This is a genomic window from Aquihabitans sp. McL0605 (assembly GCF_049993875.1).
Taxonomy (GTDB): domain Bacteria; phylum Actinomycetota; class Acidimicrobiia; order Acidimicrobiales; family Iamiaceae; genus Aquihabitans.
Genome location: NZ_CP188252.1, coordinates 1796674 through 1817755 on the forward strand (window position 1 = coordinate 1796674; position 21082 = coordinate 1817755).

Consider the following 21082-nt stretch of genomic DNA (forward strand, 5'->3'; position numbering starts at 1 on the left):
CTGCGGGCATGGACTGGCAGGGCAGGCACGTCGTCATCACCGGTGGTTCGAGCGGGATCGGCGAGGCGCTGGCGCTGGCGGCCGCGGCCAAGGGGGCGAACCTCACGCTCCTGGCGCGCGGGGCCGAGCGGCTCGATGCGGTGGCGGCCGAGGTGGGCCGCCGCTCCCCCGGCGTGCGGGTGGCCGGGGTGCCGTGCGACGTGAGCGACCGCGACGCGGTCGTCGCGGTGCTGGCCGCCGCGGTCGACGAGCGCGGGCCGGTCGACGTGCTGGTCTGCTCGGCCGGCATCACCCTGCCGGGCCGGTTCCTCGAGGCCGAGGACCAGACGTTCACGGACATGATCGACGTCGACTACTACGGCACGCTGTGGCCGGTGCGGGCGGTGGCGCGCTCGATGGTCGAGCGCGGCGGCGGCTCGATCGTGGGCGTGGCATCAGCGGCCGCGCTGGTCGGCGTCTACGGCTACACCGCGTACGGCGCGGCCAAGTTCGCCGTGCGCGGCCTGTTCGAGGCCCTGCGCACCGAGCTGGTCCCCCACGGCGTCCACGTCGGCTGCGTGTTCCCGCCCGACGTCGACACGCCGATGCTCGCGGCGGAGAACCTGGTGAAGCCGGCCGAGACGAGGGCCATCGCCGGGTCGATCAAGCCCATCTCCGCCGACCAGGTGGCCCAGGCGATCATCCGCGGCGTCGACCGGCGCACCGCCGAGATCTACGCCGACGCCCAGACCCGAGCGCTCGCCCGCACCGTGGCCACCGCCCCCGGCATCTACCGCAAGCTCTTCGACCAGCGGGTGCGCAAGACGCCGGGCTGAGCGCACCGGCCTGCCGGGCTCAGGTCAGTTCCACTCGTCTTCGTCGTCGTCCTCGTCCGCGCCCGGATCGTCGGCGGCCTCGGCCGATGCGGACGCCGACGCGGCGGCCGCCGCACGGGACTCGGCCCGCTCCTTGCGGGTGGGGGCGGCGGGCGGCCAGTCGTCGACGGGGTCGAGCCAGCCGAGGATGCGGTGGCGGAGCTCGTCGATGTTGACGTTCTTGGCCGAGCTGACCCAGAGGACGTCGGCGGGCGTGAGCATGCAGCCCTCGGCCAGGTCCTTGCGCCGCTTGTCGCGCTGGGAGGGCTTGACCTTGTCGTGCTTGGTGGCGATGACCTGCACCGGCAGCCCGTGCGAGCGCAGCCACGCCAGCGTCTGGGTGTCGTTCTTGGTGGGGCCGACCTCGGCGTCGATGAGGGCGATGACCGTGCGCAGCTGGTCCCGGCCGAGCAGGTAGCCCTCGATCATCTCGGGCCAGGTGGCCCGCACGCTGGCGGGGGCGTTGGCGAAGCCGTAGCCGGGCAGGTCGAGCACGGAGGTGCCGTCGGGCAGCTCGAACAGGTTGAGCAGCTGGGTGCGGCCGGGCGTCTTGGAGACCTTGGCCAGGCCCTTGCGGTTGGCGATCGAGTTGATGACCGACGACTTGCCCACGTTCGACCGGCCGACGATGGCCACCTCGCCGCGGGTGGGCGGCAGGTCGTCGACCCGGGTGGCCGACATCACGAAGCGGAGCGGCAGCGGAGGGGTGGCCATGGGAAGTTGCTAGCAGGCCCGGCTCAGCGGGCCCCCGCCAGGATCTGCTCGGCGAGGAGGGCGGGGCACTCGGCCTCGAGCGAGTGGCGGCGGCCGGGGAAGACGAGGAGCCGGTTGTCGGGCAGCAGCTGGTGGAGGCGGGCGACGCCCTTGCCCATCTGGGCACCGTCGTCCTGGTCGCCCCACATGAGCAGGGTGGGCTGGCGGATGGCGGGGGCGAGGTCGAACAGGCTCCGGCGCAGCTGGTCGGCGGCCATGCCCCAGTACATGGCGAGGAACCCGGGGCTCATCACCCGCCGGTAGTACTCGAACGTCTCGTCGAGCTCGCGCTGCCGGCCCGGGTGGTCGGGCGAGTACCAGAACCGGCTCTGGGTGCGGACGATCGGCCAGAACAGCGCGTGGCCGAGCAGGCGGCTCCCCACCACGTGCTCGGTGACCCACGCCACCGCGGGCTTGGCCTTCCAGGCGGAGCCGGGCGCCCAGAGCACGAGGCGGGGGAACCGCTCGGGCCGGTGGTGGCCGAGCTGGAGGACGAGGTTGCCGCCGAGGCTCCCGCCGACGGGGATGGCCTGGTCGATGCCGAGGTGGTCGAGCAGGGCGAGGAGCGTGTCGCGGTAGAAGGCCACGGTGTAGCGCCGGACCGGCTTGTCGGACTCGCCGCTGCCGGGCAGGTCGGCCACCACCACGCGGTGGTGGGCGGCGAGCGCCCCGATCATGGGGAGGAACCCCTCGATGCGCGCCGTGTGGCCGGGGATGATCAGCAGCGGCAGGCCGGGGTCAGCGGTCTCGGTGGGGCCGACGTCGAGGCAGCGCAGCCGCATGCCGTCGATCTCGACCCATCCGGGCTCCAGGTCCATCGCCACCGGACCAGGATGTCACTTGGGGGCGGGGTCGCCGATCGGACGGTCCACGACGGTGTCGATCGCCAGCGGGGTCACCACGCCGGCCACCGCGCCGGGGATCTCGCTGACGGAGAGGGGGCGGTGGAAGAGGTAGCCCTGGGCCCGGCGGCAGCCGAGGCGCTTGAGCGTGGCCGCCTGCTCGGCGTGCTCGATGCCCTCGGCGATCATGTCGATGCCGAGCGAGTGGCCGAGGCGGACGATGGCCTCGAGCAGCACGGTGTCGGTCTGGCCGTCGAGCGTCTGGGCGAAGGCCCGGTCGATCTTCAGCACGTCGACGGGCAGGGCCCGCAGGTAGTTGAGCGACGAGTAGCCGGTGCCGAAGTCGTCGATGGCGAAGCGGATGCCCAGCTGCTTCATCTGCTCGAGCAGGTCGAGGTGGGCGGCGCCGGTCTCGACGGCGACGCTCTCGGTGATCTCCAGCACGAGCAGCGAGCCGGGGAACCCGGTGGACGCCAGGACCCGCTTGACCTTCTCGACGAGGAACGGGTCCTCGAGCTGGCGGCCCGACAGGTTGACGTGGAGCTCGAGGCTCGCCGGCACCTTGCCCTCGGCGCGCCAGTTGGCGGCCTGCCAGCACGACATCTGCAGGACCGTCATGCCGATCTGGCCGATCATGCCGGTCTCCTCGGCCAGCTCGATGAACGCGTTGGGCCCGACGAGGCCGCGGCTCGGGTGGTCCCAGCGCAGCAGCGCTTCGAGGGCGACGACCCGGCCGGTGACGAGGTCGACGATGGGCTGGTAGTGGCAGAAGAACTGGTTCTGGTGCAGCGCCCGGCGCAGGTCCTGGCCCAGCTCGAGCCGCTCGATCGCGGTGACGCGCATGGTGCGCTCGAACTCGCGGAACGTCGACTTGCCCGAGCCCTTGGCGGCGTAGAGGGCCACGTCGGCGTCCGAGAGCAGGTCGGCGCCGGCGTACCCGGCCTTGCTGTCGGCGACGGCCACCCCGATGCTGGCGCGGGTGAACACCTGGCGGCCGTCGAGGGGGAACGCCACGTCGAGCGACTCGAGGATCCGGCGGGCCACGTTGGGCGCGTGCTGGGCGCCCTCCATCTCCTCGAGCAGGACGCCGAACTCATCGCCACCGAGGCGGGCCACGGTGTCGCCGGGCCGGACGCACCCGCTGAGGCGGGCGGCGACCGAGGCGAGCAGCCGGTCGCCGGCAGCGTGACCGAGGCTGTCGTTGACGGTCTTGAAGTCGTCGAGGTCGATGAACAGCACCGCGCTCAGGTCACCGGTGCGGCGGCTGCGGTTGAGGGCGTGCTCGACCCGGTCGCTGAACAGCCGGCGGTTGGCCAGCCCGGTGAGCGGATCGTGGAGCGCCTGGTGGCTCAGCTGCTGCTCGCGGGCGGTGAGCTCGCCGATCTTCTCCTCGAGCGACTCGGTGAGCTCCTGGTTCTCGCGCATGGTCATGAGGAACCGGATGAGGACGAGGGCGACGGTGATCACCGTCAGCACGGTGAGGAAGCGGTCCTCGGGCTGGTTGGTGGCCACCATGACGATGCGCAGGATCCACGCCACGCTGACCACGGTGAGCGGCACGGCGGCGCGGCGCAGGCTCGGCGCCGTGTGCAGCTCGGCGCGCCCCGAAGCGATCGGCAGCGGGTACTCCATGGCGGCGAGGAAGAGGATCAGGTAGCCGGCGGTCCACCCGATGTCGGCCACCGACACGGCCTGCTCGGTGCCCTGGAGGGTGGTCCACACGAAGATGCTGTCGGCGATGCCGAGCACGATGAGGCCGACCGCGATGGACACCAGCGGGACGGCGTCGCGACGGCGGTCGGTGCGCATGATGGCCAGCAGCACCGCGGACGCCACGATGACGTCGCCGATGGGGTACGCCAGCGTGAGCGCGAACTCGAAGGGGGTGCCGGCGCCGGCCTTCCAGCTGGGCCCGAGCACCAGCGGCCAGCTGATGGCCAGCAGGCCGCCCGAGATGATGAGCCCGTCGAGCACCGCCACCAGCCACGTCGACGTGCTGGTGCGGACCGACATCGTCCAGATCCCGGCGAGGGCGAGCGGCACCGCCAGCAGGTACCCCACGTCGGCGCACGACGGGAACGGCGCGGCGGCACCCGAGATCTCGTAGTACGTCCAGAAGCACTGCCCGATCGACCACGACAGCGCCGATGCGCCGAGCAGCCGCCAACCGGTCCGGTGGTTGGCCACGACGGCCTTGCGGCTGGCGAACCAGCAGCCGAGCGCCGCGATGGCCGGGGCCAGGCACTGGCCGAGGTTGGAGATGATGACCGCGCCGCGCTCGCTGGGCAGGCCCGAGGTAACCGTGGCCGCGAAGAGACCGATCACGACGGCGACGAAGACGCTGAGGCTGCGGTGCGTGGTCCGGGTCATGGTGGGGTGCGGTGATCCGCCTGACAGCGCCCACCACCCCTGCAAATCGGTCGCTCCGACCCCGATCCAAGGGCCGAACCGCAGATCAGGCCATATGGCCCATCAAGGGTTGGCAGCGATGAAGCCGATGAGCACCGCGGCGAGCGCCGGGCCTTGGTCCTCCTGCAGGAAGTGCCCGCCCCCCTCGATGGTGGTGTGGGCCTGACCTGCGGCTCCGGGGACTTCGCGCCGGAAGATGGCGTCGCCGCCCTTGGTGATCTGGTCGCCATCGCTGAAGGCGCAGAGGAAGGGCCGGTCGAACTGCCGCAGCGATGCCCAGCCGGCCTGGTTGGCCGCGGCCGCGGGATCGTCGGGGCTGGTGGGCACCAGCGAGGGGAACACCCGGGCGCCGGCGAGGTACGTGTCGTCGGGGAACGGGGCGTCGTACGCCGCCACCACCTCGGGCGGGAGGTCCGAGAGCGACCCGCCGTTGATGATGGCGCCCACGGGGAACGTCTCGGTCTCCCGGGCGAAGGTCTGCCAGGCCAAGAAGGCGTCGCTCATGGGCATCTCGCCCGTGGGCATGCCCGTGTTGCCGACCGCGACGCGGGCGTAGCGGTCGGCGTGCTCGGCCACCAGGCGCAGGCCGACGAGCCCGCCCCAGTCCTGGCCGAAGAAGGTGATGCCGCGGAGGTCGAGGTGGTCGAAGAGGGCCTGGCGCATCCACTCGACGTGGCGCTCGTACGTGTAGTCGCCCTGCTGGGTGGGCTTGTCGGAGCGGCCGAAGCCGACGAGGTCGGGGACGATGACCCGGTGGCCGGCAGCCACGAGGGGCGGGATCATCGTGCGGTAGAGGTACCCCCAGGACGGCTCGCCGTGCATCAGGAGCACGGGCGGCGCCGACGCGGGGCCCTCGTCGACGTAGTGGACGCGCAGCGAGCCGCCCTCGCCGTCGTCCACGGTCACGTAGTGGGGCGCGAAGGTCCACCCGGGCAGGCCTTCGAACCGTTCATCGGGGGTGCGCACGGCGTCCATGGGCCGAGACCTTACTCCTGGCACACGCTGTGCCAATAGGTTGCGGTCCCGGCCCGGACGGCTCAGTAGGTGAGCACGAACCCCACGCCGCGGACCGTGTGGATCTGCATCGCCACCTTGGCGAGGCGGCGGCGCAGGAGCTTGATCCGGCCGTCGAGGATGTTGGAGCCGGACCGGGAGCCCGGGCCCGCGGGCCAGCCGGCGTCGAGCAGGTCCTGGCGGGCCACGACCGCGTCGGGCCGCGCCAGGAGCGCCGCCGTGATCCGGGCCTCGACCGGGGGGAGCGCCACCCAGCCGGCGCCGTGGCGCAGGACCCCGTCGCCGTCGAGGAGCGGGGCGGGCCGATCGGCCGGCACCCGCTGCAGGAGCGTGGCCATCCGGGCTTCGAGCTCGACCGGGTCGGCCGGCAGCCGGGTCCAGTCCTCGAGTTGGTCCCAGCTCGACGGTGGGGCCGCGCCGGGCTCGAGCAGCAGCAGCCGGGGTCGGCCGGCTTCGGCGAGCGCAGCACGGCGGTCGGCCTCTTCGGGCCAGCGCACGAGGGCGATGGGAGATTCGCCAGGGGCGAACGTGGTCATGGGATGCCTTTCGTTGCTCGGGCCAGGCCCGAGATCAGCGGTGAACGGTGAGGTTCAGCGCAACGAAGGCGGCCCCCGGGACACGGGGACGAGGGCGGGCGACCAGGTGGGCCGACCGGCGGGGCCGAGCACCACGAGCCCGAGCAGCGAGAGCACCGCGACCAGCAGCGCGGCCGCCGGGAGGTGCACCTCCAGACCCGACCAGGGCCGGCGGGAGGCACGGGGAGCGATCGTGCTGGCATCGGGGTGGGCCCGCTGCAGCTGGGCCTGCTCGGCCCGGTGGACCCCCGACGACGAGGGGCCCAGGACGCCGGATGGCAGGGAGAAGGCGGCGACGATCGCGACGAGCACGAGGCCCGCTGGACGCCACCAGTTCTCCCTGCCATCCCTGCGCTTCATGACATCGCCCTAGATGGCGTCGTCACCCACTTCCGATGTGCGGACCCGCATGATCTGGGTGACCTCGGTCGCCCAGATCTTGCCGTCACCGATCTTGCCGGTTCGGGCCGCGTCGGCCAAGACGGTGAACACTCCGTCGACCTGGTCGGCCTTGACGACGACATCGATGCGGACCTTCGGGACGAAGTCGACGGTGTACTCCGAGCCCCGGAAGGTCTCGGTCTTGCCGCCTTGGCGGCCGTACCCCTGGACCTCGCTGACCGTGATGCCCTGGACGCCGAAGGTCCGCAGGGCGGTCTTCACGTCTTCGAGCATGAACGGCTTCACGATGGCTGTGACGAGCTGGACCACGAGGTCCTCCTTGTTGGTTCCCGCACGCTGACGGGTTCGATGGGTTGTACCGGATCCGCGGCGAGCAGGAAGCCGTGGCCGCGGATGGCGTGGATCCTGAGCCCCACCGGCCGAAGCCGCTTGCGCAGGGTGTGGATCCGGCTGGTGAGAGAGCTGCGGTTGCTGGGTTGGCCGTCCCACAGGAGACGGCCGAGCTCGTCTCGGCTGACGACGCGTTCGGGGGTGGTGGCGAGCCGGTCGAGCAGGGTGGCCTCGGTCGGAGGGATGGAGATGCGCTGGCCACCGAAGTGGAGCATCCCATCCCCGTCGACACAAGCCTCACCCGGTGCCAGGGTGCGGGCGTCGGGGGCGAGCCCCGCCAGCCGGTGCACCCGAGCCGCCACGTCCCGTTCGCCATCGGTGGTTCGAGCCCAGTCTTCGAGCGGACCCACGGCCGGCGGGAGCTCCGCCGTGTCGAGCACCCAGAGGCACGGGCGGCCGCTGGCCACCAGGTCCGGTCGCCGGTCGGCCTGGGCCGGCCAGCGGAGGACCTCGACGGTGGGCGCGGAGCGCCGGGCCACTGCCAGGCCCGACGCTCCGGTGCTCATCGACACGGTCAGACCGTCTCGGTCTCGGACGACACCTCAGGCGAGGATTCCGGTACCGGCTTGCCGGAGTAGGTGGTGTAGGCGAAGCCCGCACCGAACTCCATGTGGTAGGCGGGGAGGCCGTGCTCGACGATGTCGATGCCCTCGAGCTCCTCGGCCTCCGGCAGGCGCAGGTTCCACGATCCGGGCAGCTTGCGGAGGGCGAACATCAGGGCGAAGGCCACCGCTCCGACCACCACGAGGCACGACAGGGACCCGATGCACTGGGCGATCAGCTGACCGGTCCCACCGCCGTGGAACAAGCCCTCGATCGGCGTGCTGTTGTCGGCCCCCGTCGCTGTCGGGATGCCGTACTGGCCGGTGGCGAGGAGGCCGATGCTGATCGTCCCCCAGATGCCGCAGATGCCGTGGACCGGCACGGCGCCGATCGGATCGTCGATGCGGAGCCGCTCCAGCAGGTCGACGCCGAGCGGCACCAAGATGCCGGCGATGCCGCCGATCAGGATCGCTTCCCAGGGCCCGACCCAGTAGCAGGGGGCGGTGATGGCCACGAGGCCACCGAGGAAGCCGTTGATGGCCATGCCCACATCCCACTTCTTGCTGCGGGGGTAGACGAAGAAGACGGCGACCATGCCGCCGGCACAGGCGGCGATGGTGGTGTTCCAGGCGACTCGCCCGATGCCTTCCCAGTCCATGGCGGAGAGGGTGGAGCCGGGGTTGAAGCCGTACCAGCCGAACCAGAGGATGACCGCGCCGATGGCGGCGATGTTGATGTCGTGCGGAGCCGTGGGGCCACCGCCGTCCTTGGCGAACTTGCGGCCGAGGCGCGGGCCGAGGGCGACCGCACCGGCGAGGGCGATGACGGCGCCGACGGTGTGCACCACGGTGGAGCCGGCGAAGTCACGGAAGACGATCCCGTCGGGCACGAGGCCGTTGAACCAGCCCATGGTGTTGCCGAGCCAGCCGCCCGGACCCCAGACCCAGTGGCCGAAGATCGGGTAGATGAAGCCCGAGACCACGAAGCTGTAGAGGATGTCGCCCTTGAACGAGGTGCGCCCGACCATGGCACCGGAGGTGACCGTGGAGGCGGTGTCGGCGAAGGCGAACTGGAACAGGACGAAGGCGAAGAACGCGATGCCCGTGCCGTTCCAATCAGCGGTGGTGTGGTGCAGCAGGAACTGGCTGTGGCCGATGAGGCCGTTGCCGACACCGAACATGAAGGCGAACCCGAAGGCGGTCCAGAGGAGGCCGCACAAGCAGGTGTCGAAGATGCACTCCATCATGATGTTGACGGATTCTCGGGACCGGGCGAAGCCGGCCTCGAGGGCCATGAAGCCCGCCTGCATGAAGAACACCAGGAAGGCGGTGACGAGCACCCACATCGTGTTGATGGGGTTGATCAGGTCGGCGGCCTTGGGCTCGGCCTGCATGGGCGAGGCGCCGGCCCGGGTCTCGAACAGGTACATGAACAGCATCAGCACGCCGGCCACGATCGCCAGGCTGATCATCTTGGCGGCGAGGAAGATGCCGAAGTTCTTCCGCACCTCCTTGCTGTTCTTGAACGCGCTGACGGGCATCCGCTCGGGACGCTGTCGTCCGAAGAGGCCGCGGCGCGTGCCTGGTGGTGCGTGGTCGATGTCGGCGCCGGAGAGGGCGAGCGAACCCGCCACCTCACCGGACCATGGGAGTCGGAAGGTGTTCATGGCGGGCAACGTACGGACCGCGGATTTCACCGTTGTGCGCTCTTGGTAACAGCAATCAGGCGGTTCTCTGACAGAAACCTGACGCGCGGGAGGGGTGTCAGGTAGCCGTCACCCTTGGTGACCAGCGGTTCAGGTCGGTGTCAGACCCGTGGCGAGCGCAGGTCAGGGAGCGTCACCGCTCACCCGCCAGCCACGCCTCCGAGGCCTCGAACTCCTGGAGCATCTGCGCTTCGAGCTGCGGCCGCAGCGCCTTGGCGATGCGATCGCCGACCATCGGGACCTTCACCTTCACGTCGAGCACGACGGTGTAGCTGGCCCCGTCGCCGTCGGCCACGATGCGCGTGGTGCCGCGCGTCTGCGCCGGTGCGCCCTTGATGTCGACCTCGTAGTGACCGGCGCAGGAGCCATCGGCGGCGCGCTTCCAGTGGTCGACCGAGGTGACCGTGTTGGCCGGGCTGATGAACTTCGAGGCGATCGACGGCACGTCGATGTCGACCTGGCGGCGGATCGTGATGTCGAGGGCGTCGTCACCGACCTCCTCGGCCAGGACCTCCAGGTCGCGGTGGCCCATCCTCGTGAACTTGGCGACGTGGGAGGCCGGATCGTGGACCATGGCCCACAGCTCGTCGATCGACGCGTCGAAGCGGTGGGTGAAGGTGAGCTCCATGGTGGCCTCCTCAGGCGGGTTGCATCGTTTCGGCGATCGAGGTGGTGGCGCGGTCCACCGCCGCCACTGATCGGCCCCGAAGTCTGCCCCGAGCACCTCGGCCCGGGTGGTGATCATCACCGGGCGGGCTCGTGGGACGGGCCAGGGAGGGCGGGCCGGTGGACCGTGGCTCAGGCGCCGACGAGGTCCTCGACGGCGTCGGCCGCGGCATCGAGGTCGAGCAGGGGCTCGTCGAAGCGGCGGACGTCGCGGTAGGTGCGGTCCCGGCCGGCACCGCTCACGAACCACTGGCGGAGGCGAGCGGCCACCCGCGAGCCGAGCGGTTCGGGCAGGGCCTGGAGGTCGGCCGGCTCGAGCCGGCCGGCCACCAGCAGCCGGCCGAGGTCGTAGAGGTCGGACGACCGCTTCTCGGGCTTCGACGAGGCCCGCAGGGGGATGGTGGTGGCCTTCATGGCCACGATGCCCGCGGCGGTGGCCACCAGGCGGCCCGGTGCCTCGGCCAGGCGGGCCCCGGTCTCGTCGTCGACCGCCACGATGTCGAGCGGCGCGGCGGTGTCGTGGGCCCAGGTGTGCGCCACCACGTTGAGCTCCAGGTCGGTGAGCTCGCCGCCGTCGACCAGCAGCACCTCGAGCAGCTCGTCGGTGGGCAGGAGGGTCACGTCGATCACGTCGAGGTCGAGGTCGCCGGCGAAGCGGTACTGCCCGCCCCCCGCTGCCGTGAGCGCCAGGCGCAGCAGGTCGGGGTGGATGCCGTCGAGGTTGCGGGCGACGGCGTCGAGGTCGATCGTGGCCCGGTGCGGCGAGCCCACGCGGCACATGACGGCCAGCCCACCGATGAGGCGCAGCTCGGGCGGCAGCGACGCCAGCAGCTCCACCTCCCGGTGCGTGGTGCCGCCCCGCCGGCCCGACAGCACGACCGGCAGCGCGGCCGGCATCAGTCGGTCCCCGGCACGATGCCCCACGCCTCGACGATCTCGCGCCCGCGGGACGGGTCGGCGGCCAGGCGCAGCGCGCACAGCTGCGGGTGGCCGATGCCCCACGGGTGCTCGGCGTCGGGCGGGTGCTCCTCGTTGAGCGGGAGCCAGGTGATCGGCGAGGCCCGGACCCAGCAGCGCACCGGCTCCTCGCGGTCGTCGGGGCGCCGCTCGGCCAGGGCGCGGGCCCGGCGCAGCGCCGAGGCCGAGCGCACGTAGCAGCGCGCCGGGAGGTCGCCGGCCGCCGTGATGCGGGCGCCGCCGAACGTGGCCGCCCGCTCGTCGACGCGGACCAGCTCCGACCCGCCGACGCGCTCGGCCACCTCGGCCAGCCCGACCGGGAGCCCGATCCAGCCGCCGTCGGGCCAGCGGGCCGACGCCTCCCAGAACAGGTCGGGCAGGAGGGCCAGGTGGGTCTGGCGCCCGACCAGGCCCAGCTCGACGAACCGGCCGATGAGCTCGTGGGTGGCCCCGACGCTGCGCCCGATCACCGCCGCCACGCGCCGGGCGGTGACCGGCGCCTCCGGATCGCACAGGGCGGCGAGGGCGATCTCCATGCCGACGGTGGTCCAGGCGTTGACCGGCCCGCTCCGCCCCGCGGTGGCGGCCGACGACGGCAGGTCGGACTCGACGCGCACCCCCGACGCCCACAGCCGCAGGTGCCCGCGGCGATCGAGCCAGCCCCAGCCCGCCCGGCGCAGCACGTCTCGGCCCGCATCGCTGATGCGGTCGGCCACCACCATGGCGGGGAGCTTGCCGGGCGCTTCAGCGATGAGCTGGCTCAGGTCGGCCGGCGTGGGGTGGGCGCGGCGCACGATCTGGGGCAGCAGGCGGGTGCCGTCGACCACCAGGGCCTCACCGTCGAAGTGCGCGTCGATGTCGAGGGCCGACGCCGCCTCGGCGATGTCGCCCAGCAGTTGCCGCTGTTCCTCTGTACGTGCCGTCACGAACACAGAACATAGGGTATCCCACCTCCCGCCTTCTGCCAAGCGATCCCGTTCGCGCCGTCACGAACACCGAATGCAGCACCCCGCGGTGCTAGGCCCAGACCACCCACCAGGGCCACACCCGGCACCGGGACCGCTGGTGGGAACGCGCGCAGCCGGCGCGATCGGGCCCAGAGGCCGCGCCGCGGGCAGCGGTGCCGGGGCGCCGAGGCGGGGGCGCCGGGGCGCGGTGGGGTCCGACGAGACCGGGCCCCAGCCGGACGGCTAGGCGAGGACGCGGTGCTTGAAGCCTTCGATGCCGCGCCACAGGAAGAAGGCCGTGAAGGCCAGCAGCACGGGGAAGATGGCGAGCAGCGACATGTGCGGCACCGGCGTGAGGGCGGCCCGGAGGCCTTCGCTCATGTAGACGAGCGGGTTGGCGAGCACCGCGATCTGCAGCCACCGGATGGCCTCGAGGCTCTTCCACGGGAAGTAGATGCAGCCGAGGAAGGTGAGCGGCACGACGATGATGCCGAACAGCAGCGGCACCGTGCGCGGGTCGAACATGGTGCCGAACATGAGCCCCAGCGAGGCGGCGGCCACGCAGGCGAGCGGCCCGAGCGTGAGCAGCACCCACCAGTGGTAGGTGATGTGCACCGGCTCGGCCGGCACGAAGTAGGCGATCGGGAACACGATCAGGGCGGCGATGACGCACTGCAGGGCGCCGGCCACGACCTTCTCGACGGCGACCAGCTCGACCGGCAGCGGGGCGAGCACCCGGTCCTCGATCTCGCGGGTGTACCCGAACTCCGACACGAGCGGCAGGGCGACCGACTGGATGCCCTGGAACAGGATCACGCTGGCGAGGACGCCGGCGACGAGCATGGTGGAGAACGCCGAGCTGCCGCCGGCCGAACCGCCGATCCCCTGGCCGATCTTGGGGAACACGTACGTGAACACGAACACCAGCAGCAGCGGCTGGAGCACCGTGCGGGGGATGAACTCCTTGAGGTTGTGGCGCAGCACGTAGAAGTCGCGGGCGAGCAGTGCGAGGAAGGCGCCGCCGACGGAGACGCTGGGCGCCTCGGGCAGCGCCGCGGTGGTGGGTGCAGTGGCGACGGTGGTCATTCGCGCAGGTCCTTCCCCGTGAGCTTGATGAAGACGGTCTCGAGCGTGGGCTCGTTGATGGAGAGGTCTCGGACGGTGTGGCCCTTGTCGTCGGCCAGCTGCACGACGGCGGGCAGCACGCCGGCCGCTCCGTTGACCTCGAGCAGGACGGTGCCGTCGACCACGGTGGCGGCGGTGGCGCCGTTGATCCCCTGGTGCAGCACCTGGGCCAGGTCGTCGAGGTCTCCTTCGGCGGTGATGGTGACGACCGTGTCGACGCCGGTCGAGGCCTTCAGCGCGTCGGGCGTGTCGAGGGCGAGCATGGAGCCGTGGTCGATGATGGCGACCCGGCTGCAGAGCTCGTCGGCCTCCTCCATGTAGTGCGTGGTGAGGAGGATGGTCTGGCCGTCGGTGTGGAGCTCGCCCAGGATCTCCCACATGGCGATGCGGCTCTGCGGGTCGAGGCCGGCGGTGGGCTCGTCGAGGAACAGCACGGCCGGGCGGTGCATCACGGCCCGGGCGACCATCAGCCGCTGGGCCATGCCGCCGGAGAGGGCGAGCACGGGGGCGTCGGCCCGCTCGCTGAGGCGGAACTTCCCGAGCAGGTCGTCGGCCTCGGCCTTGGCCGTCTTGGCGGGCATCCCGAAGAACCGGCCGTGGAAGACCAGGTTGTCGCGGACGCTGAGCGAGCGGTCGAGCGTGTTGCTCTGCGGGACCACGCCGATGAGCGACTTGGCCTTGGAGGGCTGGGCCCAGACGTCGATCCCGCCGACGATGGCCGAGCCCGACGTGGGCACGACCCGCGTGGTGAGCATGCCGGCGGTGGTGGTCTTGCCGGCGCCGTTCGGGCCGAGCAGCCCGAAGATCTCCCCGCGGTGCACGGAGAGGTTGAGGGCGTCGACCGCCTTGACGTCGCCGGGGTAGACCTTCGTCAGGCTTACCGTCTCGATGACGATGTCAGAAGCGGTCGGCGCCCTCACGTCAGATCCTCAGGCCTCGTCTTCGGCGACGAAGGTGGCCTCGGTGACCTCGATCTCGTCGAGCTCGCCATCGCCATCGACATCGATGCCGGTGGTGGTCACGGAGTCGATGATGTCGATCTCGCCGTCGCCGTCGACGTCGATCGCCGTGGTGGTGACCTGGTCGATGATGTCGGGGACGCCGTCGCCGTCGACGTCGATCGCGGTGGTGACGGTCTGCTGCACGATGTCGGGGACGCCGTCGCCGTCGACGTCGACCACGCTGGTCTCGGTCACGACGACCGTGTCGGCCGTGCCGTCGCCATCGACGTCGTAGACGTCGACGGTCACGTCGCTGTCGATCTCGACCTCTTCGCCGGTGGGTGCGTCGCTCTGCTCGGGCATGGCCCTCAACTCTCGTGTTCGTGGGGTGGAACGGCATCTTGGCACGCTGCGACGCAACCCGGCACCCACCTCGTCGCATGGACGCGGCAGGGACGCGTCAGGTGCTCAGGAGGCGAAGTCGGGGACGGCGGCGCGGGCCGATCCGGCCCGCCCGGCGGGCTCCTCCCAGTCCTCCTGGCGGCCGAGCGCGGTGAGGTCGAGGTAGGCGTACGAGCCGCCCGTGGCCTCGGCGCCGCGGGCGAACGAGGCGTACGTCTCGAAGACGTCGTCGCCGACCCGCAGGAAGCACGTCATGCCGGGCTGCTCGCCCGACCAGCCCGCCCACGCCGGGTTGTCGGCCTCGAGCTCGGCCTGGTCCTTGAAGTTCCACTCGACGGGGGCCACCGCGGCGTCGAGGGTGACGTGGAAGTCGTAGTTGAAGTCGCTGCCGAACGACGAGTACCAGGGGAAGGTCCACCCCTTGGCCGCCCGGTAGGCCTCGATCTTGGCCAGCGGCGCCCGGGAGACGAAGGCCAGCGTCGTGTCGCGCACGGCCAGGTGGCGGCGCAGGCCGTCGGACACCTCGTCGGCGCCGGCGGTGCAGCTCGGGCAGCCCTCGTCCCAGCCGGGGTCGAACATGAAGTGGCTCACCATGAGCTGGCGCCGGCCCTCGAACAGGTCGAGCAGGGCCACCTCCCCGTCCGGGCCCTCGAAGCGGTAGTCCTTCTCGATGCGGACCATCGGCAGCTCGCGCCGCTTGGTGTTGAGCGCGTCCCGGGCCCTCGTCATGGCCTTCTCCTCTTGGAGCAGGTCGACGCGTGCGGCGCGCCACTCGGACTGCGAGACGATCTTGGGCAGCGCCATGACGTCTTCCTTCCCGTCGGGTTCGGTAGGTAGACGTGCCGGGGGCCCGCACCTCATCGGCGCGGGCGGCGGGTCAGGCGTCGGCCGACCACTCCCGGCCGAACCAGCGGCGGACGCGGGACGTGCCGAACTCGGTCTTCTGGAGCGAGTTCTCGTGCGAGGCCGCCACCATCGAGCCGACGGGCGCCTGGCCGCTGACGAACGTGACGTCGACCAGCGCCACCTGGTCGTTGCCGAACTCCAGGTAGCAGATTCCCCGTCCGTCGTAGGTGGTGTCGCTGCCCTCGCCGCGGTGCTGGGCGATGAGCGCGGCGGCCACCACGGAGGCCTGGCCCTCGGCGAACACGCCGGCCTTGGGCGTCCCCACGCTGGTGACGTCGCCCACCGCGTAGACGCCGGGGAACGAGGTCTCGAGCGTGAGCGGGTCGACCGGGATCCAGCCGTCGACGCACAGGCCCGACGCCTGGACCACCTCCGGCGCCCGGTGGGTGGGGATGCCGAGGAACAGGTCGTAGGGCATCTCGGCGCCGTCGGCCATGACCGCCACCTTGCGGTCGGGATCGAGGTGGTCCACGAGGGTGCCGGGGTGGAAGCTGATCCCCCGCTCCTCGAAGGCGGTGAGCAGGGCGGCCGAGGCATCGGGCGACGGCGGGATCGGCACCGGGAGCGGCATCACGAGGGCCACCTCGGAGCGGTCGCGCACACCCTTCGTGGTGAGCAGGTCGTGGACCAGCAGCGCCGTCTCGCTCGGCGCCGGCGGGCACTTGAACGGGGTGGAGCACACGCCCACGATCACCCGCCCGCCATCGAACGCGGCCAGCACGTCTCGCAGGGCGAACGCGCCGGCGACCGTGTAGAACTCGTTGCCCCCCTCGACCAGGCCGGGCGTGGCCTCGGGGTGCAGGTCGGCGCCGAGCGCCACCACCATCACGTCGGCCTCGAACGGACCGGCATCGGTCTCCACCCGCCGGGCCTGGGGGTCGATCGACCGGATGGTGGTCTGGACGAACTGCACGCCCGGCTTCACCAGGTCTCGGTAGGGGTGCACCACCGCCTCGGGCTCCAGCCGCCCGAACATCACGTCGAGCTTGGAGAAGCCGAAGACGAAGCCCTCCCCCTTGTCGATCAGGACGATCTCGACGTCGTCGCCGAGCTCCTCCGACAGCGTGGCGGTGAGCTCCAGCCCACCGAAGCCGGCACCGAGCACCAGGACCCGCATGATGTTCCTCCTCGTCGGGAGCGCAGCACCTGCCCTCCAGGCGCCTGAGGTTAGGCGGGGTCCGGCGCCCTCCGCTCCGAGCGACGCCCCCACCGACCTGCACGGGGACCGGCAGGTGTGAGAAACTTGCACCATGAGTGCACAAACCCCGGGGGCCGAGGCGCTGCTCGACAAGGCCGCCCTGCGCGCCAGGTACGCCGAGGAGCGGGCCAAGCGCCTTCGGCCCGATGGCAACGACCAGTACGTCCAGCCCGTCGGTCCCTTCGCCCACCTCACCGACGACCCCTACGTCGAGCGGGTGGAGCGCGACCCGGTGCACGACGAGGTGACCGTGGCGTTCGTGGGCGGCGGCTTCGCCGGGCTCACCACCGGCGCCCGCCTGAAAGACGCCGGCATCGACAGCGTCCGCCTGATCGAGGGCGGCGGCGACGTCGGCGGCGCCTGGTACTGGAACCGCTACCCGGGCGCCATGTGCGACACCGCCGCGATGATCTACCTGCCGCTGCTCGAGGAGACCGGGCACATGCCCAGCGCCAAGTACACGCGGGCGCCCGAGAACTTCGCCCACGCCCAGCGCATCGCCAAGCAGTACGGGCTCTACGACCACGCCCTGTTCTCCACCGAGGTCACCGACCTCACGTGGGACGAGGCCGCGTCACGGTGGATCGTCCGCACCGACCGCGGCGACGAGTTCCGCGCCAAGTACGTGGCCATGGGCACCGGGCCGCTGCACCGCCCCAAGCTCCCCGGCATCCCCGGGATCGAGACCTTCGCCGGCCACCGCTTCCACACCAGCCGCTGGGACTACGGCTACACCGGCGGCAGCCCCGCGGGCGATCCCATGACCGGCCTCGCCGACAAGCGCGTCGGCATCATCGGCACCGGTGCCACCGCCGTGCAGTGCATCCCCTACCTGGCGCGCGACGCCGGCGAGCTGTTCGTCTTCCAGCGCACGCCCTCGTCGATCGACGTCCGCAACAACCAGCCCATCGACCCCGACGCCTTCGCCGCCCTCGGGCCGGGGTGGCAGCGCGAGTGGCTCCTCAACTTCGCCACCCTCCAGACCGGCGGGTTCGCCGACGAGGACCTGGTGAAGGACGGCTGGACCGACATCTCCCAGCGGATCCGCGACCGCGTCGTCGCCGAGGTCAGCAAGGAGGGCGCCGAGCTCACCCCCGAGCTGGTGGCCCAGGCGTTCGCCGACAGCGACGACGAGAAGATGACCGAGATCCGCGCGCGCGTCGACGCCATCGTCGCCGACCCGGCGACCGCCGAAGGGCTCAAGCCCTGGTACCGCCAGCTCTGCAAGCGGCCGTGCTTCCACGACGAGTACCTCCAGGCCTACAACGAGCCCGGTGCGCACCTGATCGACACCGACGGCAAGGGCGTCGAGCGCATCGACGAGACCGGCGTGTGGGTCGGCGGCGTCCACTACGAGCTCGACTGCCTCGTGTTCGCCTCGGGCTTCGAGGTGGGCACCGGGCTGGCCCGCCGCGCCGGCTTCGAGACCACCGGCCGCGACGGCGAGACGCTCACCGAGCACTGGGATGACGGCATGCAGAGCCTGCACGGCATCCACGTCCACGGGTTCCCCAACCTGTTCCTGGTGGGCGCGTCGCAGGGCGCCAACCTGGTGTCCAACATCACCAGCAACCTCACCGAGGCCGGCACCACCATCGCCAAGGTGGTGGCCCACGCCGAGGCCGTCGGCGCCGAGCAGGTCGAGGTCACCGAGGCGGCCGAGCAGGACTGGGTGACCCAGCTCGACACCGGCGTCACCGGGATCTTCGGCAACCAGGACTGCACCCCCGGCTACTACAACAACGAGGGCCAGGCGCTGGGCCGGCGCGAGCGCCTGAACTTCAGCGGCTACCCCGCCGGGGCCGTCCCGTTCTTCCAGCTCATCGACGCCTGGCGCACCTCGGGCCGCTTCGAGGGCCTGGAGTTCCGACCGCCCCGCGCCTGATCGGGCCGAGCCGGAGCCGACCGGGCCGAGCTACTTCTTCTTGCCGTCGACCTTGGCGCGGATGATGTCGGCGTAGGCGAGGCGGCCGGGCTCGGTGAGGTGCACGCCGTCGTTGAGGAACCAGTCGCGGTGGCCGTCGGACGCCGAGTACCAGTCGATGTAGCTCGAGTTCGACAGCGTGGGCACCAGCGATTCCACCAGCGCGTTGTTGGCCGTCTCCCACGACCGCGGGACGCGGGCGTTGAGGATGATCATGCGGCGGCCGGCGACCGCATCGTGCATGTCGCGGAGGTTCTCCTCGGTGACCGTGCCGTTGATCCCGACCTGGATGACCACGGTGCCGGCGAGCTGGCCCTGGGAGGCGAGCTGGCGCAGGATCGGCGGGATGGCGTCGGCCTGACGGGACACCTTGGCGTCGATGTTGGCGCGGGGCCCGAACGCCGCCATGACGTCGGGCGCGGCGCCCACCATCACGGAGTCGCCGATGAGCGTGACCGGCGCGGTGCCGGGCACCGCCGTGGTGGTGGTGGCGTTCGGGTCGGTGGTGGCCCCGGGCACGGTGGTGGTGACCGAACCCTTGGGCACGGTGCCGGGGTTGTCGGCCAGGGCGGCCTCGCCGGCGCGCAGCGAGTCGCCGATGGCGTCCTTGGGCTGGTGCGGGACGGCCAGGATCACGAGCGAGATGCCGATGGCCACGACCGAGCCGATGGTGAGGAACCGCGGCGCCGGTGCGAGGCGGCTGGGGTGGGCCAGGCGCCGCTTGACGCCGGCGAGCGACGCGTCGGGAGCACGGCTGTGCCACGGCCTCTCGATCAGCCGATAGCAGGTCTCCGCCAGGACGACGGTGACGACGATGCGGACCACGAAGACCACGCCCCACGACCAGCCGACATCGATGCGGGGCCGCAGCAGGACGAACACCGGCCAGTGCCAGAGGTACAGCCCGTACGAGCGCAGGCCGATGGCCACGATGGCCGGGCCGCCCAGGCCCCGCTTGCCACCGATCGACCCGTTCGGGTGCGTGATGCCGGCCACCACCACCGCGGTGAGCAGGGCGGTGAGGAGGAAGCCGCCGCGGTACATGAACGCCGAGCGATCGCCGCACACGTGCATCATCCAGACCAGCGCGGCGAGGGCCCCGACGGCCAGGGCCGTGTACGGCGCGCCGTGCTGGCCGGCCCGGCTGCGCGCCAGGGCCCGCGGGCGCCAGAGGAGGGCGAGCAGCGCGCCGACGAGCGGTGCCTCAATGCGGGCGAACGTGTCGAAGTAGGCCCGGGTCGGGTCGGTGTTCGGGTGGTACAGGAAGGCCATGTAGGCCGAGGACGCCAAGATGGCGGCCACCAGGGCCATGACGATCATGTGCACCCGGTCGTTGAACCGGCGGAACGCCGCCACCAGCACCAGCGGCCACACCAGGTAGAACTGCAGCTCGATCGCCAGCGACCACAGGTGGCGCAGCAGCGGCGGGCGGCCGAGCGTCTCGAAGTACGAGCCCTGCGTGGCGATCAGGTACCAGTTGGTGGTGCCGGTGAGCGCCGCGATGACCTGGCCCCGCAGCGTCGACAGCTCGGAGCGGTACCCGATGGCCACCGTGAGCGTGACCGCCACGAGGAGCGCGATCTGCGCCGGGGCCAGGCGCCGGAGCCGCGCCGACCAGAACCGGCGGAAGCCGAGCTCGCCGCGCTTCTCCAGGCCGTCGAGCACGATGCTCGTGACCAGGTACCCGCTGAGCACGAAGAAGATGTCGACCCCGATGAACCCGCCCTTCGCCCAGGGCACATCGGCGTGGTAGAGCAGCACGCCGATCACCGCGATGGCGCGCAGGCCATCGAGCCCGTTGATGCGGGCCCGGGCGCGCGTCGCCGGCGGCTCGGTGGTGGTGGAAGTGGTGGTGGAGATGGTCACGGCCGAGGTGGGGACCAAGGGTCGGGGGCAGGAGCCACGCGGCTCCTCGAAGCACGGTACCGACCGAGGCCGGCCGGCCTGGGGAATGGGTGGACCGGAGCCGCCGTCGACGCGGCGGCTCGGCTGGCACAGCGCCTGGTCACGACGTGCGGAGGGGCTCGATGGCCGTGATGTAGGTGGCGAGGCGGTCGGCGATCTCGAAGCAGATCTCCGGGTCGCTCAGGTCGGGATCGACCCAGGTCTCCGAGACGCGCTGCCACCCGCCGCGGCCGAGGAACGGGCCGGCTTCCGCCTCGGGCCCGAGCTCGGGGCGCCAGGTGGCCTCGCCCGCGAGGATCGCCGCCATGGCCACCTGGTTGTCGGGCTCCTTGGGGTGCTCGGCGTGGAAGCCGACCTCGACCGCCAGGTACTCGGCCCCGGCCACGTGCTTGGCCCCGATGACCTGGGCCTCGTAGTGCTCGCGCGGGCACTGGTCGGCGTCGAACCACGCCTTCACGCCCCAGCGGCGCTCCTGCGTGCGGAGGGTGCCGAGCTGCGGCGGGACCAGGGCGCGCAGCGCATCCGCCACCTGGTCGAACAGCCCGAGCTCCATCCCCGCAGTCTGGCCCACGCGGCCGAGGGTCGACTTGGGGAGATCGGAACGGCACCGCTGACACCCGGGCC

General features: G+C 71.7%; 21 protein-coding genes. 2 read left to right on the forward strand and 19 right to left on the reverse strand.

The genetic code is table 11. The features are described 5' to 3' along the window. Positions 1-8 precede the first annotated feature (8 nt). A complete protein-coding gene (locus ACPPVX_RS08155) occupies positions 9-815 on the forward strand; it encodes an SDR family oxidoreductase (protein WP_426574394.1) in 807 nt (268 codons plus the stop codon). A gap of 24 nt (positions 816-839) precedes the next feature. On the opposite strand, the gene yihA is transcribed toward ACPPVX_RS08155, so the two are convergent. The 17 genes from yihA to ACPPVX_RS08240 form a co-directional block, all read right to left on the reverse strand. Beyond that, positions 840-1568: a ribosome biogenesis GTP-binding protein YihA/YsxC gene (yihA, locus tag ACPPVX_RS08160; RefSeq protein WP_426574395.1), complete on the reverse strand. Its 729-nt coding sequence runs from the start codon at positions 1566-1568 to the stop codon at positions 840-842. Positions 1569-1591: 23 nt separating this feature from the next. After that, the gene (locus ACPPVX_RS08165; RefSeq protein ID WP_426575012.1) at positions 1592-2425 is read right to left on the reverse strand and encodes an alpha/beta fold hydrolase; all 834 of its coding nucleotides are present in this window, start codon (positions 2423-2425) and stop codon (positions 1592-1594) included. 18 nt (positions 2426-2443) lie between these two features. Continuing rightward, a complete protein-coding gene (locus ACPPVX_RS08170) occupies positions 2444-4819 on the reverse strand; it encodes a putative bifunctional diguanylate cyclase/phosphodiesterase (RefSeq protein WP_426574396.1) in 2376 nt (791 codons plus the stop codon). Between the two features lie 102 nt (positions 4820-4921). After that, positions 4922-5833 (reverse strand): haloalkane dehalogenase, encoded by a 912-nt coding sequence (locus tag ACPPVX_RS08175; RefSeq protein ID WP_426574397.1) that lies wholly within the window; start codon positions 5831-5833, stop codon positions 4922-4924. Positions 5834-5895: 62 nt separating this feature from the next. Then, positions 5896-6408, reverse strand: coding sequence for a winged helix-turn-helix domain-containing protein (locus ACPPVX_RS08180; protein ID WP_426574398.1), 513 nt, complete (start codon positions 6406-6408; stop codon positions 5896-5898). 54 nt (positions 6409-6462) lie between these two features. After that, positions 6463-6807: a hypothetical protein gene (locus ACPPVX_RS08185; RefSeq protein WP_426574399.1), complete on the reverse strand. Its 345-nt coding sequence runs from the start codon at positions 6805-6807 to the stop codon at positions 6463-6465. Positions 6808-6816: 9 nt separating this feature from the next. Beyond that, positions 6817-7122 carry a P-II family nitrogen regulator gene (locus ACPPVX_RS08190; RefSeq protein WP_426575013.1) on the reverse strand — a complete coding sequence of 102 codons (306 nt, stop codon included), beginning with the start codon at positions 7120-7122 and terminating at the stop codon, positions 6817-6819. 8 nt (positions 7123-7130) lie between these two features. Continuing rightward, the gene (locus ACPPVX_RS08195; RefSeq protein WP_426575014.1) at positions 7131-7745 is read right to left on the reverse strand and encodes a winged helix-turn-helix domain-containing protein; all 615 of its coding nucleotides are present in this window, start codon (positions 7743-7745) and stop codon (positions 7131-7133) included. Between the two features lie 8 nt (positions 7746-7753). Beyond that, on the reverse strand, positions 7754-9448 hold the full coding sequence (locus ACPPVX_RS08200) for an ammonium transporter (protein WP_426574400.1): 1695 nt from the start codon (positions 9446-9448) through the stop codon (positions 7754-7756). A gap of 172 nt (positions 9449-9620) precedes the next feature. After that, the gene (locus tag ACPPVX_RS08205; protein ID WP_426574401.1) at positions 9621-10115 is read right to left on the reverse strand and encodes a DUF2505 domain-containing protein; all 495 of its coding nucleotides are present in this window, start codon (positions 10113-10115) and stop codon (positions 9621-9623) included. Between the two features lie 170 nt (positions 10116-10285). Continuing rightward, positions 10286-11050, reverse strand: coding sequence for a nucleotidyl transferase AbiEii/AbiGii toxin family protein (locus ACPPVX_RS08210; RefSeq protein WP_426574402.1), 765 nt, complete (start codon positions 11048-11050; stop codon positions 10286-10288). After that, positions 11050-12036, reverse strand: coding sequence for a hypothetical protein (locus tag ACPPVX_RS08215; RefSeq protein WP_426574403.1), 987 nt, complete (start codon positions 12034-12036; stop codon positions 11050-11052). Before ACPPVX_RS08215 ends, ACPPVX_RS08210 begins: the two co-directional genes overlap by 1 nt. 264 nt (positions 12037-12300) lie before the next feature. After that, the gene (locus ACPPVX_RS08220) at positions 12301-13143 is read right to left on the reverse strand and encodes an ABC transporter permease (RefSeq protein ID WP_426574404.1); all 843 of its coding nucleotides are present in this window, start codon (positions 13141-13143) and stop codon (positions 12301-12303) included. After that, the gene (locus ACPPVX_RS08225; RefSeq protein ID WP_426574405.1) at positions 13140-14102 is read right to left on the reverse strand and encodes an ATP-binding cassette domain-containing protein; all 963 of its coding nucleotides are present in this window, start codon (positions 14100-14102) and stop codon (positions 13140-13142) included. The genes ACPPVX_RS08220 and ACPPVX_RS08225 overlap by 4 nt, the downstream gene beginning before the upstream one ends. A 9-nt stretch (positions 14103-14111) precedes the next feature. Further along, positions 14112-14486: a hypothetical protein gene (locus tag ACPPVX_RS08230; RefSeq protein WP_426574406.1), complete on the reverse strand. Its 375-nt coding sequence runs from the start codon at positions 14484-14486 to the stop codon at positions 14112-14114. 105 nt (positions 14487-14591) lie between these two features. After that, the gene (locus ACPPVX_RS08235) at positions 14592-15329 is read right to left on the reverse strand and encodes a DUF899 domain-containing protein (protein WP_426574407.1); all 738 of its coding nucleotides are present in this window, start codon (positions 15327-15329) and stop codon (positions 14592-14594) included. Between the two features lie 73 nt (positions 15330-15402). Next, positions 15403-16548 carry an NAD(P)/FAD-dependent oxidoreductase gene (locus ACPPVX_RS08240; protein WP_426574408.1) on the reverse strand — a complete coding sequence of 382 codons (1146 nt, stop codon included), beginning with the start codon at positions 16546-16548 and terminating at the stop codon, positions 15403-15405. Between the two features lie 133 nt (positions 16549-16681). On the opposite strand from ACPPVX_RS08240, the gene ACPPVX_RS08245 reads away from it, so the two are divergent. Continuing rightward, the gene (locus ACPPVX_RS08245; RefSeq protein ID WP_426574409.1) at positions 16682-18514 is read left to right on the forward strand and encodes a flavin-containing monooxygenase; all 1833 of its coding nucleotides are present in this window, start codon (positions 16682-16684) and stop codon (positions 18512-18514) included. Positions 18515-18544: 30 nt separating this feature from the next. On the opposite strand, the gene ACPPVX_RS08250 is transcribed toward ACPPVX_RS08245, so the two are convergent. Together ACPPVX_RS08250 and ACPPVX_RS08255 are read right to left on the reverse strand one after the other, a co-directional pair. Further along, complete coding sequence (locus ACPPVX_RS08250; protein ID WP_426574410.1) at positions 18545-20419, reverse strand: acyltransferase family protein; 1875 nt, start codon at positions 20417-20419, stop codon at positions 18545-18547. A 139-nt stretch (positions 20420-20558) separates the two neighbouring features. After that, positions 20559-21029 carry a hypothetical protein gene (locus ACPPVX_RS08255; RefSeq protein WP_426574411.1) on the reverse strand — a complete coding sequence of 157 codons (471 nt, stop codon included), beginning with the start codon at positions 21027-21029 and terminating at the stop codon, positions 20559-20561. Positions 21030-21082 lie beyond the last annotated feature (53 nt).